This is a genomic window from Robertkochia solimangrovi (assembly GCF_007279655.1).
Lineage (GTDB): Bacteria > Bacteroidota > Bacteroidia > Flavobacteriales > Flavobacteriaceae > Robertkochia > Robertkochia solimangrovi.
Map to the genome: position 1 here is coordinate 199,245 of NZ_QKWN01000001.1, position 15,881 is coordinate 215,125.

The 15,881-nt window shown below is 41.2% G+C and carries 13 protein-coding genes; 6 read left to right on the plus strand and 7 right to left on the minus strand.

Annotation, left to right across the window (positions count from 1 at the left end; genetic code table 11):
* Nucleotides 1–52: 52 nt before the first annotated feature.
* The 3 genes from recO to DMZ48_RS00820 form a co-directional block, all read right to left on the minus strand.
* The gene (recO, locus tag DMZ48_RS00810; protein ID WP_143953203.1) at nucleotides 53–769 is read right to left on the minus strand and encodes a DNA repair protein RecO; all 717 of its coding nucleotides are present in this window, start codon (nucleotides 767–769) and stop codon (nucleotides 53–55) included.
* Between the two features lie 85 nt (nucleotides 770–854).
* Complete coding sequence (gene gdhA, locus DMZ48_RS00815; protein WP_143953204.1) at nucleotides 855–2,195, minus strand: NADP-specific glutamate dehydrogenase; 1,341 nt, start codon at nucleotides 2,193–2,195, stop codon at nucleotides 855–857.
* Nucleotides 2,196–2,297: 102 nt separating this feature from the next.
* Nucleotides 2,298–3,452 (minus strand): cystathionine gamma-synthase, encoded by a 1,155-nt coding sequence (locus DMZ48_RS00820; RefSeq protein WP_143953205.1) that lies wholly within the window; start codon nucleotides 3,450–3,452, stop codon nucleotides 2,298–2,300.
* A 92-nt stretch (nucleotides 3,453–3,544) separates the two neighbouring features.
* Between DMZ48_RS00820 and DMZ48_RS00825 the strand changes: the two genes are divergently transcribed.
* Complete coding sequence (locus DMZ48_RS00825) at nucleotides 3,545–4,291, plus strand: DUF3298 and DUF4163 domain-containing protein (RefSeq protein WP_162558641.1); 747 nt, start codon at nucleotides 3,545–3,547, stop codon at nucleotides 4,289–4,291.
* Nucleotides 4,292–4,318: 27 nt separating this feature from the next.
* Here the strand turns inward: DMZ48_RS00825 and DMZ48_RS00830 are convergent, their stop codons facing one another.
* Entirely contained in the window at nucleotides 4,319–6,880 is a 2,562-nt protein-coding gene (locus DMZ48_RS00830) for a T9SS type B sorting domain-containing protein (protein WP_143953207.1), read from the minus strand.
* Between the two features lie 111 nt (nucleotides 6,881–6,991).
* Between DMZ48_RS00830 and DMZ48_RS00835 the strand changes: the two genes are divergently transcribed.
* Both DMZ48_RS00835 and DMZ48_RS00840 read left to right on the plus strand, forming a co-directional pair.
* The gene (locus tag DMZ48_RS00835; RefSeq protein ID WP_143953208.1) at nucleotides 6,992–7,357 is read left to right on the plus strand and encodes an arsenate reductase family protein; all 366 of its coding nucleotides are present in this window, start codon (nucleotides 6,992–6,994) and stop codon (nucleotides 7,355–7,357) included.
* Nucleotides 7,357–8,250, plus strand: coding sequence for a DMT family transporter (locus DMZ48_RS00840; RefSeq protein ID WP_143953209.1), 894 nt, complete (start codon nucleotides 7,357–7,359; stop codon nucleotides 8,248–8,250). The genes DMZ48_RS00835 and DMZ48_RS00840 overlap by 1 nt, the downstream gene beginning before the upstream one ends.
* On the opposite strand, the gene DMZ48_RS00845 is transcribed toward DMZ48_RS00840, so the two are convergent.
* Nucleotides 8,242–8,718 carry an acyl-CoA thioesterase gene (locus DMZ48_RS00845; protein WP_143953210.1) on the minus strand — a complete coding sequence of 159 codons (477 nt, stop codon included), beginning with the start codon at nucleotides 8,716–8,718 and terminating at the stop codon, nucleotides 8,242–8,244. The two genes, DMZ48_RS00840 and DMZ48_RS00845, sit on opposite strands and share 9 nt — an antisense overlap.
* A 90-nt stretch (nucleotides 8,719–8,808) precedes the next feature.
* On the opposite strand from DMZ48_RS00845, the gene DMZ48_RS00850 reads away from it, so the two are divergent.
* From DMZ48_RS00850 to DMZ48_RS00860, 3 genes are all read left to right on the plus strand, one after another.
* The gene (locus DMZ48_RS00850; RefSeq protein WP_143953211.1) at nucleotides 8,809–9,792 is read left to right on the plus strand and encodes a YheT family hydrolase; all 984 of its coding nucleotides are present in this window, start codon (nucleotides 8,809–8,811) and stop codon (nucleotides 9,790–9,792) included.
* Nucleotides 9,793–9,874: 82 nt separating this feature from the next.
* The gene (gene azu / locus DMZ48_RS00855; RefSeq protein ID WP_199287916.1) at nucleotides 9,875–10,387 is read left to right on the plus strand and encodes an azurin; all 513 of its coding nucleotides are present in this window, start codon (nucleotides 9,875–9,877) and stop codon (nucleotides 10,385–10,387) included.
* Nucleotides 10,388–10,395: 8 nt separating this feature from the next.
* Nucleotides 10,396–11,262 (plus strand): 3-keto-disaccharide hydrolase, encoded by an 867-nt coding sequence (locus DMZ48_RS00860; RefSeq protein WP_143953212.1) that lies wholly within the window; start codon nucleotides 10,396–10,398, stop codon nucleotides 11,260–11,262.
* Between the two features lie 55 nt (nucleotides 11,263–11,317).
* Here the strand turns inward: DMZ48_RS00860 and DMZ48_RS00865 are convergent, their stop codons facing one another.
* Nucleotides 11,318–12,718 carry an efflux transporter outer membrane subunit gene (locus DMZ48_RS00865; protein ID WP_143953213.1) on the minus strand — a complete coding sequence of 467 codons (1,401 nt, stop codon included), beginning with the start codon at nucleotides 12,716–12,718 and terminating at the stop codon, nucleotides 11,318–11,320.
* Nucleotides 12,719–12,725: 7 nt separating this feature from the next.
* The gene (locus tag DMZ48_RS00870; RefSeq protein ID WP_143953214.1) at nucleotides 12,726–15,875 is read right to left on the minus strand and encodes an efflux RND transporter permease subunit; all 3,150 of its coding nucleotides are present in this window, start codon (nucleotides 15,873–15,875) and stop codon (nucleotides 12,726–12,728) included.
* Between the last annotated feature and the right edge of the window lie 6 nt (nucleotides 15,876–15,881).

The window sequence follows — 15,881 nt, forward strand, 5'->3', positions numbered from 1 at the left end:
ACCTGCCTCATTAACTTTCCAAGTGTTCAGATTCTTCAAACGCAACCACGCTCTAGTGAAATACCGATTGCAGGATATCGAGTGATTTCGGCTTTCGGAATCCGTGAAGATGTATCTGATAATATTCAACGAGCATATTCAACATACGCACCCGTTGACCTCGATTCATGCGTACTGAAGACATATTCTCAAAACCGGCCTCCATCAGCGATGAAAGTATATCCAAAAGATCACCGGACGCTGAGGGATTTAGCGTATTTTCCACCAATTCACCTTCAACAAGATCGAAAACAGGAGCCCCTTCATTAGAAAAATCAGGATAAAACCCCAAAAATCGGGTAAGATGAAGCATAAATACAATATGAAAACTCGCCATATCTTCATTCTCATCCAACCAGTCTGCAGCTCTGATGATAAAATCATACAGGTCCGGATCATCATCGGTTTCCTGAACACCGTATTGTACTACTTCTGCTAAGAACATCACCAGACTTGATTTCACAATATCGGTCTGAAGACTTTGATAATGATGCGCCAGTCTTACTTCCCGAAGGGTCTCCAGGGAACCTTTATCTTTATGAGAAGCGACAACCTCCAATTGCGTAAAAGGCTGGAAATATCCCGGTCTTATCTTCTTCTTTCCAGGAGAACGAACCCCTTTAAGCATATACGATCTCAAACCGTAATTCTCCGTAAGCAATCTTGCGATGAGACTGGACTCACCATACTTGATTACTGAAAGTACTATTGCATTGGTTTTAACGAGCATTGTTATTACGTATATCTCAGGGTAAATGTAAAAAAAAACAGCCTCCCGGTAAGGGGAGGCTGTCTTGAATTTATGATAGAAAGAACTATACTACGCCCTGAGCGAGCATTGCATCGGCAACCTTAACGAAACCGGCAATATTGGCACCCTTAACATAGTTGATATAATCCCCTTCTTTACCATGCTCTATACATGAATTATGAATACTTTTCATAATTCCTTTAAGCTTTTCATCTACCTCTTCACGTGTCCAGCTGTAACGAAGTGAGTTCTGAGCCATTTCAAGTCCTGAAGTAGCCACACCACCTGCGTTAGATGCTTTACCAGGAGCAAAAAGGATTTTCGCTTCATGGAAAGCAGTGATCGCTTCCGGAGTACAAGGCATATTTGCCCCTTCACTCACGCAGATACAACCATTTTTAAGCAGAGAGGCCGCATCATCACCATTCAACTCGTTCTGAGTTGCACATGGCATCGCAACATCACATTTCACATTCCAAGGAGTCTCTCCTGCAAAAAATTCAGCATTTGGATACTTCTTAACGTACTCAGAGATTCTACCACGTTGCACATTCTTAATATGCATAACGTGTGCGAGTTTCTCTTCATCGATACCCTCTTTGTCGTAGATATAACCGGATGAGTCAGATAGTGTCACCACTTTTCCTCCCATCTGATTTACTTTCTCTGTTGCATACTGAGCCACATTACCCGAACCTGATACCACCACGGTTTTACCCTCGATACTATCATTTCGTGTTTCCAGCATATTTTGTGCAAAATATACATTTCCGTAACCTGTTGCTTCAGGTCTGATCAATGAACCACCCCAGGAAAGACCTTTTCCGGTCAGTACTCCTGTGAACTCATTTCTTATTTTTCTGTACATTCCGAAAAGGAATCCGATCTCACGGCTACCTACCCCGATATCACCCGCAGGCACGTCGGTATTAGCTCCGATATGACGGAACAGTTCACTCATGAAACTGTGACAGAAACGCATGATCTCGTCATCTGATTTTCCTTTAGGATCAAAATCTGATCCTCCTTTACCTCCTCCCATAGGAAGGGTGGTAAGGCTATTCTTGAATACCTGCTCAAAGGCAAGGAATTTAAGAATACTCATGTTTACGGTTGGGTGAAATCTAAGACCGCCTTTATAAGGACCAATAGCAGAGCTCATCTGGATACGGTAACCACGGTTTACATGGATCTCTCCTTTGTCGTCAACCCACGGAACTCTGAAAGTGATCGCACGTTCCGGTTCAACCATACGAAGAAGAATGTTCTTACCATTATAGATCTCGTGCTGAGCGATGTAAGGAATTACAGTTTCTGCAACTTCCTGTACGGCCTGAAGAAATTCAGGCTCATGAGAGTTACGGAGGGTAACTTCCTCCATAAACACTTTAATTTTTTCGTCCATTGCGTTCATAAAATGTTGGATAATTGTGAACTTTAAAATTTCGCCGCAAAATTATGCAAATAATTAAATTTAAGCAGCTATTTTTTATTTATTTAATAAAATTTAACCTAATGCCTGCTCCAGATCAAAAATAAGATCCCTACTGTCTTCAATACCTACACTCAATCGAATCAATGAATCTTTTATACCACTTTCCAACCTGACTTCTTTAGGGATGGATGCATGTGTCATACTCGCAGGATGCCCCGCTAGTGATTCGACTCCCCCTAAAGATTCTGCAAGCGTAAACACCTTTAGCTTTTCAACAATAGCGATCGCCTGCTCATAATTGTCTCCGGAAACATTAAAAGAAACCATTCCACCAAAGTCAGTCATTTGCCGTTTAGCGATCTCATGGTTCGGATGTTCTTCGAATCCAGGCCAGTACACCACATCAACTGCAGGATGCCCTTTTAAAAACCCAGCAACTCTTGCAGCATTCTCACAATGCCTTTGCATACGCACATGCAGCGTTTTGATTCCCCGAAGAACGAGATAACTGTCAGACGGCCCCAAAATAGCACCACTCGCATTTTGTATAAAATAGAGCTTTCCTGCCAGTGCATCGTCATTAACCACCAGACCACCGGCAACCACATCACTATGACCTCCGAGATATTTAGTCGCGGAATGCATGACTATGTCTGCCCCGAGATTCAAAGGAAGCTGTAAAAAAGGAGAAGCAAATGTATTATCAACCGCTACCAAAATACTCTTTCCACGTACCAGATCAGCTACTGCCTGAATGTCTATAATATTTAATAAAGGATTAGTGGGTGTCTCAATCCAGATCAATTTTGTTGCTGTAGTTACGAGTGCAGAAACAGATCCTGCATCTCTCATATCGGTATAATGAAACTTTATTCCCGCTTTTTTATAGAGCCGTTCAAATAATCGGTAACTACCGCCATAAAGATCATTCGTCGCAATAACCTCATCACCGGGTTCCAATAATTTCAATACTGCATCAATGGCAGCAAGTCCGCTTGCAAACGCCAATCCATACGCACCATTCTCGATGCTGGCCAGACTATTTTCCAATGCAGATCTGGTCGGATTAGCGCTACGTGAATATTCAAAACCTTTATGTTTTCCGGGAGAAGATTGTGCATACGTTGAAGTTTGATAGATGGGCGGCATGACCGCACCGTATGCCTTATCCGGGGTTTGTCCACCGTGAATCACTTTAGTGTTAAACCCAAAATCTGACTTCTTCATAAGCGATGGTTATTCATAAAACAAAATTACTGTTTAGTTTTCGGTAAACAAAGAAGGTCTTATCTTTATTCCCAAATATGAATCCGGATACAATGAAACTTAAATTTGCCCTTCTCTCCCTCATAGCTGGCGTGATGATCTCCTGCGGAAAAGACAACGAAATGCAATTTGAACATTACACTCTAATCTCAGACAATTGTGATAAATGTGTAAATGTGGATATCGATATTCCATTGGCTAAATCATCGGAAAGAAAGGCAAGAAAGATCAATGACCAACTGAATTCACATATTGTAAAACTGATTGATTTCTCAGACAAAGGTGATGCTGAAGATATTAAATCGGCTATCAAATCCTTTGAAAAAGCCCAGTCTCAACTTCTGAGTGAATTCCCTGAAGCTCCGGCAAAATGGGAGGCACGTATCAAAGGGGAATTAAGCGACCAAACGAATGATTTAATCTCTATTCATCTCGACTCCTACATCTATAGTGGAGGAGCTCATGGATACGGCAGTGAATCCTACCTGAACTTTGACCCTGGCACTGGTGATTTGCTCACCGCTGACGATTTGTTCAAATCTACCGGTTCATTTCAGGATTTTGCAGAAAAAAAATTTAGAAAAGACCACGGACTGAAAACGGATGAAAATATAAACAGTCAGGGCTTTATGTTTGAAGAAGACCGATTTGTACTTCCTAACAATATTGGATTTACCAGAGATTCTCTATTCCTTGTCTACAATCCTTATGAAATCGCAGCCTATTCAGAAGGAAGAATCTATGTGGGATTTAAATTAGCTGAAGTTCAGGAATTTTTAAAGGTAAACAACAAACCTTAATTCTTTTATAAAAGTTATAAAGACAACTTATCTCTTGAGCGTAAAATGTCCTTTACTGATAAGAGTGCCATCAAGGTTCTCGACACGAAACCAATAATCTGAAGCCGGAAGCGGACTACCATTAAAATTACCATCCCAACCCGAACCTGTGGTTGTCATTTGTTTTAGCAATTTACCATATCTGTCATATACAAATACTATGGCATGATCAGCACAATCTCCATTTAATCCATATGCCTGCCAGGTATCATTTACCCCATCTCCATTCGGACTAAAATAATTCGGGAAACCGACTACACAGATCTCAGAAACAGTGGTGCCACATCCATTTCGATCACGGACATAAATATTGTATTTACCTCCGGATAGCCCTTCAAATTCAGAGGTCTCGACATAGTTTATACCGTCGATACTATACTCGTAATCCCCCATTCCGGTTGCTATCACTTCGATCGTATTCTCTCCCGCAATACTGCCATCATCGATCTCAACACCAGCAATTACCGGTTGTGATGATCTCAAAACAGTGACCAAAGCTTCTGACTCACACTTTTCAGGTGAAGCTGAAATAGCTTTCACCGTATAATCACCCTCTGAAAAAACCTCTGCCCGGGTTCCCCCTGCAAATAAGTGTCCGGTCGCATCATACCACTCATAACGATACGTAGGATCGTTTCCGGAAACTCTCAGTACGACACTGCGACTTCCATCACATAAATACACCGGGGAAATCACCTGAATTTCAGGGAGAAGTTCAATCTGAAGTCTGACATAAGGTCCGAGATCAACACACCCACCATTATTTGCATCTTCAATCTTGACAATCAAAATCTCCCCAAAAGCACTATTGCTATTCACATAATTCAAATCTGTAATTTCATTTAGCCCTAATAAGGCATCCTCTTCAGAATGATAGAATTTGAAAATTAGGCCCGAAGGATCACTGAACGTATTTTGCAACTCCGCTATTGCAGAATTAAGATCAAACTGCGCGACACCATTACCATTTACATCACATGCACTCAAAACTACTTCAAAATCTGCCGGCAATACGATAGCGGTAATACCCAACGTAATTTCGGTGGTATCAAAACAACCAAATTCATCAACTGTATTTAAGTAAATCGTTGAAAAAGCATCATTTCTGAAAGCGGCAATATCCACAATAGAAGATTCTACAAAATTATCACGGGCATCATTTAGATCTGTGTAAAAATAGAACGTATATAAACTGCTGTCCAGAGATAATATCCCGGGAATTCTACTCAGATCATAAAAGGTTATCCCATCACCATCCGGATCACATTGATCATATTCAAAAGATAATGGTACGGCCGGAGGCTGATGAAGCTCCAAGTCAACATTAGTTACCGCATAACAGCCTTTATCGATATCCGTCAACCTGGCATATACCGATCTGGTCGGGGAATTACTTTCATAGGTTTCAGGACCAACGATTGGGTTCGTGTTGGTGGAGGCATCGTTTAATGATTCGTAATACGTGATCATAATCTCAGCATCTGATCGCCCATTACGTAATACCTCATCAAAGGCGGTGAGGTTAAAAATTCCAAGACCATCTCTATCTGAATCACAGATCAACATAGGATCGGGTGTCCCGGCTTCCGGAGCATAGATAGAGATAATCGCAGGTTGCGAAGCCACCATACAATTCGGACTATCAGCATTAGACGCCTCGAATGCCATATAACGGTATTGCCAACCCTCCTCAAAACCTGAAATTATGAGTTGAGATCCGGTTTCACCATTAAGATCTATCCACGTATTTCCGTCATCAACACTTCGCTGCCATTGAAATGCAGGATTATCAAATGGATTTCCTGCAGGATCAAGTTCCAGTGTCAATGCATCATCTTTACAAACTCCCGACTCAAAATCTGCATTCGAGGCTTCGATATCACTTAATGAACTACAAGCACGAAAACTGATATCATCTATCGCCAGGTCATTACCACATCCTCCCGGACCATTATTAATGAGTACAACCTCAACAGAATCCACTCCTGATGGCACGCGAAAATCAAATGAATAGCGCCTCCACTGAGGAGTACTGGTTGAATTAATATCTCCGGTCTCTAAATTTCCCAGGACATTTCCATTTCCATCTTCGACCTGAAAAATTATGTTATTAGGCACAACATTATCACAATACTGAAAATTGCTTACCAGTAAATTCATAAAATAAGCGGAAAACTCGAAAACCTGCCCCTCACACAATCCGGAAACCGTTCGTCTATAAAAAGCACCCGTATCATAGTCGGCATTAACGATCAACATATAACCTTCCCCTTCATCATCATCCGTATGATCCAGCGTGTCAAAAAAACTATCTAACCCATATCTTCCATTGATCGAGATGGTATATTCCCCATCCTGAACATCCTGAACAGATTTGTACCGATACGTTGTTACCCCGGCGGGTAATGCAGGTCCATAAATAGCGCCGGTAAGAGAATTATTCCCAAAATCTTCTGTGAAGACAGGTTCACCGTAATTACCACCACATAATTGTGCAGTAACAGACTCAAAAACGGTCAACAGTAGGAAAAGTAGTAGATATCTAAACATAAATCTCTCAAAAATAACATATTTTAAACATGAAAATTATAAAATCATCAGGAAACATCGGGGTATTTTACTGAGAAGCCTGATATTTGCAGTAATCAACGAGATTTTCTTATGAATAAATTCATCTACCTAAGTACCTGTGATACCTGTAAACGCATTTTAAAAGCTCTTGATCTTCCGGAAAATGTTGTCCTGCAAGACATAAAGTACGATCCGGTAAGTGTTACAGATCTGGAACATATGAGAAAATTTGTCCCCGATTATGAATCACTTTTCAATAAAAGAAGCAGGCTTTACAAGGAACAAGGCCTTAAAGACAAGAATCTTACAGATGAAGATTATAAACGATTGATCCTTGAACATTATACCTTCCTCAAAAGACCTGTCCTGCTTGCCGATGATGCCATGTTTGCCGGAAACAGCAAAAACACCATCGAAGACGCTGTAATCTATGTTAAAGAAAATCTCAGGAATTAATGAATAACAGAACACTGGCACTACTCGCTGCTTTCGGAGCCAGTATCATATACGGAATAAATCATACGGTCGCAAAAGACCTTATGCCCGTTTATATCAAACCATTCGGACTGATTCTCCTCAGAGTTCTGGGTGCATCTGTATTATTTTGGATCATCGGATTAAGCGGCCCGAAAGAGAAGATCGAACGTAAAGACATGTTGCGTTTTGTAGCCTGTGCATTATTTGGAATGGTGATCAATATGCTAATGTTCTTTAAAGGCTTGAGCCTTTCCACGCCTATCAACAGTTCGGTGATAGCCACTCTATCACCTATCATCGTCTTTATTCTTTCTGCCATGTTTATCAACGAAAGGATCACACTGATCAGATCGCTGGGAATAGCACTTGGCTTTGCAGGAGCACTGACATTGGTACTTTATGGGGAAGAACGCCAGTTCAACGCCCCCAATATACCCTTAGGCAATATTTTATTTATGATAAATGCAACCAGTTATGCCATTTATTTGGTCCTGGTGAAACCACTTACTGCAAAATATCACACCTTCACCCTGATGAAATGGTTGTTTCTGATCGGTGTATTCATCAATCTGCCGGTAACACTCGGCGAATTTTTGGAAGTAGAATGGACAGCACTGCCATTCGAAGCCATCTGGAGAATGGCATTTGTAGTGATCGGAACTACATTTATGACCTATTTGCTTAATATTTATGCGTTACGCATGTTAAAAGCTTCCACGATCGGTGCCTTTATTTATTTACAACCTTTGATAGGGATTATCTATGCGATGTTAACCGGTGCCGACAAGCTTGATCTGTTGAAAATACTTGCCGGCAGCATGGTTTTTCTCGGCGTATATCTCGTCACTAAAAAAACACCGGAATCAGCTTAGATCCACAGGTTTTTTAGCATATTTACGGGTATCCTCCCGCGTTAAGATTCTAAAATCATCTGACCTGATCGCTTTATCGAATAAACTGAGCATCTGTTCCGGAAGAGGAATAAGCTTACGCGTTTTAAGATCCATCCATCCACCCATGATTTCGCAATGGGCAATGTTGCGATTCTTATAATCATAAAAATTATGCTGAAACTCGAAGAACATCCCATCTTCACTCATCCCCGTAAAATCCAACGTAACTCGTACCGGTTTTCCTGAAAAAGCTTCCCGGAAATAATAAATATGTTCATAGAACAAAACCGGACCAATATTCAATTCACCGAGTACATGATGATCGATTCCATGTTCTATAAGGAAAGTCATCCTTGTATGTGCTGCAAATTCAATATATGCTTTATTCGCTAAATGCCTGTTTGCATCCAGATCATTCCATCTAACTTCAAATTCTTTAATATACATCGCTCTAAATTTTTATTATGCTTGCATAGCAAAAAGTAAAATTACGGATGATTTTGTCAAATCGAATTATCTTTACGAAAAAATAAGGCCATGCCGTTAATTTCTTCCGATTACGATCCACCGATTTTGTTCCGAAACACACACATCGCAACAATCTATTCCGGTACTATAAGGAAGGTAAACGGACTTACACAAATCAGGGAAACAATTCCAACACCAGACGATGATTTTATGGATCTCGACTGGAGCTATGCCTATGAAACTACTGAATCCACCACCGATCGGTTAATAGTTATACTCCACGGACTTGAAGGAAATGCTCAACGACCATACATCACCGGAGTAGCAAAGATCTTCAATAAAAAAGGCTTCGATGCCTGCGCCATGAATTTCAGAGGTTGTAGTGGTACTCCCAATAAACTGTTTCGATCCTATCATTCCGGCGTAACAGAGGATCTTGCCTGTATCATCGATCATATAACTGCAAATCATTCTCATTACCGATCAGTAGTTCTATTTGGATTTAGCCTGGGCGCTAATGTTACATTAAAGTATCTCGGGGAAACTTCAAAAGTGCCGGACATTATCAAGGCCGCTGTTGCGGTTTCAGCTCCTTGCGACCTTTACGATGCCATGTTGGAACTCCATAAACCTGTGAACTTCCTGTACGCTCTTCGATTCAAAATGAATTTGATCGAAAAGCTTAAGATCAAAAAAGAACAATTTCCCGAACTGGTCAGTGATGCTGATATCAAAAGCGTACATAAACTTCGGGATTTCGATGAAGTCTACACCTCCCGCGCACATAATTTTAAAGATGCAGAAGACTATTACAGGCGAGCCAGTTCTTTGCCGGTGCTGGAAAATATCAACATCCCGGCACTGTTACTCAACGCAACAAACGATAGTTTTCTAGGCATGAATTGTTACCCGATAGAAATAGCAAGGAAGAACCCATTTCTATTTCTGGAAATGCCCGAATACGGCGGACATGTCGGATTTTTTGAAAAAGGTAATATCTTCTTTAATGAGCAACGTGGAATATCATTCATTTCGGAAATACTATCTCTTTAAAAAACGGGCATTCTTTCTGTTAATCCCATAAAAGCAAGATAGATTAATTCATTATATTCGTGTAATAAATAAAATTTCACTTATGAAGACCACATTGAAAATAGCAACACTCTTATTAACGCTGTTCATCGTAGGATGCGGACAGGATAAGAAGAAAAAAGAAGGATTTGAATATCAGCAACAAACCGAAAAGGAAACCCCTGCTGCAACAGAATCAAAATCTCAGAATGAGATTGTGATCACCGCCGATGACATGATGAAATATAATAAGAAAGAAATTCGTGTTAAGGCAGGTGAAAAAGTAACCCTTACCCTTAAGCACATCGGGAAACTGGATAAAAAAGTAATGGGACATAACTGGGTATTACTAAAGCAAGGAGTTGATCTGGTCGATTTCGCTACAGAGGCAACCACTGCTATGAATAATGAATATATCCCTGAAGGAAGTGAAGATTTCATCGTACACACCAAACTTTTAGGGGGTGGTGAATCTGATACGATCACATTCGACGCACCAGAACCAGGAACCTACCAGTTCCTATGCAGCTTCCCCGGACATTATGGAATGATGCAAGGTACATTCATCGTTGAATAAACATTGATTTGAAGCATATAACCACCCTCTTAGCCTTACTTGCCCTTCTTTCCTGTAAAACGGAAGAAAAAAAGGGTACCGATACGGAAGTTCAGGACATACAACAACCCAAATGGATCCAACTATTCAACGGGAAAGACCTGTCGGGTTGGACACCTAAGATCACGAAGCATCCCATTGGTGACAATTACATGAATACTTTTCGTGTATCCGACAGTGTGATCGAGGTAAATTATGACGGGTATGAGCAGTTCGATAAACAATACGGACATCTTTTCTATGAAAAGCCTTATTCTGCCTATTTCCTCGCCGTAGAATACAGATTCAAAAATGAACAAGCCAATGGAGGTGAAGGTTGGGCATGGAGAAACAGCGGTGCTATGCTGCATTCGCAGCCTCCGGAAACTATGACTGTTGATCAGGACTTCCCCATTAGTATCGAAGGGCAGTTTCTTGGCGGTAACGGTACTGACCCCAGAAGCACGCAAAATCTTTGCACTCCTGGCACATCCGTTTTTATTGCAGATACACTGTATACTCCGCATTGCATCAATTCCGACTCAAAAACCTTCGATGGTGATCAATGGGTAAGAGCAGGCTTTCTGGTATTGAAAGACTCTCTTATTCAACATTACGCCAATGGAGAAATGGTTCTGGAATATACGCACCCGGAAAGAGATGAAATACTTCCCGGAACAGATACCGGACTGAAACTGGAAAAAGGGTATATCTCCCTTCAAAGCGAGAGTCATCCCATCGAATTCAGAAAAGTCGAGATTATTGATCTGGATAGTCTTTATAATGACAAATCCTCTTTACAAAAGGAGATTGACCTTATAAGAGACTTTGAAAAAAACTATAAACTCTCGCAATAGAAAATAAAAAACCGGAAAGTCAACTTTCCGGTTTTTTGTCTTCTTTATTTTTGGTCTATTGCCAACCCCCTCCTAAAGAGCGGTACAGCTCAACAACTCCTTTCAATCTTGTAACACGTAATTCGGTTAGTGATAACTCAGAGCTAAGCGCATTATCCTGAGCGTTCAAAACTTCAAGATAATTTACCATACCCTGATTCAGAAGTTCTTCCGAATAAGCTGAAGCCTTTTCATTTGCATCCAGCTCCATCTCTTTTATTCCAATCTTCTTTTCAGCAGCGTCAATAGTATACAATGCATCTGAAACTTCCCTTCCGGCATTCAACAAAGTTTGCTTATAGGAAATAAAAGCTTGCTCCTGTCTTGCCTGACTCGCTTCATATTCAGACCGTATTCTTCTACCATTAAAGATTGGTTCTGTAAGGCCAGCAATAATTGTATTGAAAAAAGAGCTGGCACTTAACCAATCTGAAAATTCAAGACTTTGCAACCCTGCATTTCCAGTAAGAGTAAAAGACGGATAGAAGTTAGAACGAGCAACATTGGTCAGCTCAAAGGCGTTGACCAATCCAAATTCTGAAGCCACCACATCCGGGCGGTTTTGCAATAAAAGATACGGCACTCCGGTTTTCAATTCCGGATCAAGAACCTGATCTTCCAATGCACTTCGCTCTACAGGACCGGGATTCTCACCAAGCAATATTGAAAATGAATTTTCCAGAACCTTGATACTATAGACCAGATCAATCTCCAATGCCTGTGTACTGTATAATTGAGCTTCGGTTTGTTTTACCGCCACTTCGTTGACCATGCCGGCCTCTTTTAATCCTTTGATCGTTTCGACACTCTTCAACCTGTTTTCGAGAGTACGTCTTGTGATCGCAAGCTGTTTATCAAGAGAAAGCAATTGGTAATACGTGTTAGCCACAAGTGCAACCAACTCAGTTTTCACCGCCTTATGAGCTGTTTGAGTTTGAAGATATCCAGCCTCATAAGCTCTTTTATTACTTCTGATCTTCCCCCAAATGTCTGCCTCCCACGAAACATTCAGACCCATTTCATATTGCGTCAGAATTCCGGAAAAAATACTTCCGAACTGACCATTTTCTGAATTATCTGTTCTCGTAGCTGTGGCAGAATAATTAACTGTTGGATAATAACCGGCCTTCCCTTGTTTCAAATATGCTTCTGCTGCATCGATCTGAGTTAATGCGATGCGTATATCCATATTATTCTGTAAAGCAGTATCGATATGCCTCACCAGTATGGGGTCTGTAAAAAGTTCTTTCCATGAGACCATCCCGAGTGACGTGCTGTCAACATCGAGCTGATCTGTTCGGTATAGCGCTTCCGTTTCCATTTCCGGACGCTCATAATTCTTAGCCACAAAACAAGATTGTAATAAAAATGGTATTGTAATGATAACTAAGAGTCGTAAATATTGTGATCTTTTCATAAGTTAGTTACTTATCTAAAGTTTCTGTTTGCAAATTTTCCTCAACAGGCGCACCCGTAAATCTTTCCTGTAACCATTGGAATATTACATATAATGTAGGTATGATAAATACCCCTAATATGGTTCCTATCAGCATCCCTCCGGCTGCACCCGTACCGATCGAGTTATTTCCTGATCCACCTACACCTTTTGCCAACACTAATGGCATAAGTCCGAGTATAAATGCAAAAGAGGTCATAAGAATCGGTCTCAAACGGGCTTTTGCTCCGTGAACAGCTGAGTCTACCAGGGATTCTCCACGTCTTCGTCTCTGTATAGCGAACTCCACTATCAGAATCGCATTCTTAGCGAGAAGTCCGATGAGCATCACCAGTGCGATCTGGAAATAGATATTGTTTTCCAGTCCGAGAAACTTGGTTGAGAAATAGGCTCCAAAAACTCCTAGTGGTAAAGACAGGATAACCGAGAACGGCAACAAATAACTCTCATATTGAGCAGCAAGCAGGAAGTAAACAAATACAATACTCAATACGAATATCAGGATCGTCTGACTACCTGAAGCAACCTCTTCCCGGGTTAACCCTGAATAGTCGATTCCATAATTTGCATCCAGTTTTGACACTTCCTCTTCAATGATGCGAATAGCATCACCCGTACTGTATCCCGGATTTGAAGCACCGGTGATCTTCGTGGAATTAAACAGGTTGAAACGTGTTACAGACTGAGGCCCGTACACCCTGTTTAGTGTGATAAACTGAGTAATCGGCGTCATTTCACCGGTATTGGTACGTACATATAAGGCTTCCAGAGAAGTCTTATCGGCTCTGTCTTCAGGAAGTGCCTGGACATAAACACGATACTGCTTACCGAACCGGGCAAAATCAGCGGCATAAATACCCCCGATATACCCCTGCAAGGTTGCAAAAATATCACTTACCGTAACCCCTTTTTCCTTAGCCACAGGTATGTTAATATCGAGCTCATACTGAGGATATTTGGTATTGAAAGATGACTGGGCATACTGAATTTCAGGATGCTTCATCAATGACATCATAAATTCCTGATTGGTTTTATCCAGATCGGTGAACGATCCTCCTGATCTATCCAGCAGATTTACTTCAAAACCGGACGAAATACCGAATCCAGGGATACTTGGTGGTTCGAAAAATATGATGTTTGCATTCGGGATCGTCGCTGCTACACCAAATAATTTTTTGATCAAGGCTGTCGAAGAAACAGAATCTTCCTCCCTTTCTGACCAATCTTTGAGCTTGATGAATCCAAGCCCATAATTACTTCCCTGTCCGCCTAAGAGACTGAATCCATTAATCATAGACACTCCATCTACTCCTGGTAAATTAGCTGCCCGATCATAGATTTCTTTGGTCACAACATTGGTCCTATCAAGTGAAGAACCTGCTGGAAGTTCTACATTTACAAAGATTAATCCACGGTCTTCATTTGGAACAAAACCTGTAGGGAGTGTTTTGGTAGTCCATAAAATTCCCACCACGGCGAGTATCAATACAACACCGGTGATCCATTTATGTTTGAGGAGGAACCCTAAAGCCTTTCCGTAACGTTCAACTGTGGCATTAAAGCCCTTATTAAATCGGTGGTAGAACTTCTGCAGGAAATTCATATTCTGTTCGTGATGATCATCATGAGGTTTCAGGAACAGGGCACAGAGCGCCGGACTCAATGTCAAGGCATTTACCGCTGAAATAAAGATAGAAACCATCAGAGTGATTCCGAATTGTTTATAAAAAACTCCTGTCGGCCCTTGCAGGAAAGTAACCGGAACGAATACCGCAGACATCACCAGGGTGATCGATATGATCGCTCCGGATATTTCATGCATTGCATCAAGAGTTGCTTTTTTAGCGCTTTTAGCTCCTTCATCCAGTTTGGCATGTACTGCTTCCACCACTACGATCGCATCATCCACAACGATACCGATCGCAAGAATCAATGCGAACAGGGTTAACAGGTTCAGGGAGAATCCAAACACATTCAGGAAGAAGAATGTACCTATGATCGATACCGGAACCGCGATCGCAGGGATCAGCGTTGAACGCACATCCTGAAGGAAGATGAACACTACGATAAATACCAGGATAAAGGCTTCGATAAGGGTATGCAACACCTTATCTATAGATGCTTCGAGGAAGTCGTTCGTATCATAATTGATGTAAACTTCCATACCCGGAGGAAAATCTTTCTTCAATTCATCTAGATTCAACTTAATCGATTCGATGATATCCTGAGCATTTGAACCTTTGGTCTGGTAAACCGCCATGTTAATACTCGGATATCCTTTTGTTGTAGCGGAAGTAACATACGAAAATGCATCCAATTCTATATCCGCAACATCGGAAAGCCGAAGGAATTTACCATTCCCCAATGCCTTAATGATGATATCACTATATTGGTTTTCGGTTTTGTAACGGCCTGGATATCTGATCACATAAGAGAATTCTTCTCCACTGTTCTGCCCCAACGAACCTGCAGCCGCCTCGAGACTCTGCTCTTTCATCGCTCCGATAACATCAGCTGGCATCAGGTTATATGCTTTTAGTTTCTCTGGCTTTAACCAGATACGCATGGCGTAATCCTTACTTGAAAATACGTTAACGTCACCAACCCCTTTGATACGCTGTAAGGCAGGTATAACATTGATCTTCAGATAGTTTTGAACATAAGTATCACTGTAATCCTCGTTAGTTGAATATACGGAAAGGAACATCAGCGAACTGGTTTGTTGTTTCTGAGTAATCACACCAGTTTGTATTACCTCCGAAGGAAGTAAAGGGTTTGCCCGGGAAACACGGTTCTGAACGTTTACTGCCGCAATATCCGCATCTGTATTCTGGTCGAAATACACCGTGATATCTGCAGTACCGTTATTCGTAGCGGTAGAAGTTATATAGGTCATTCCTTCCACCCCGTTGATCTGTTCCTCAATAGGGATGATCACACTTTCCAAGACTGTTTCCGCATTTGCTCCGGGATAGGTAGCGGTCACCTTAATGGTAGGTGGCGCAATATCCGGGTATTGCTCCACCGGAAGCACGGTTATCCCGAGTACTCCCAGAATCACTATTAAAATGGAGATCACTGTAGACAATACAGGTCTCTCAATAAATGTCTTTAACATAATTTG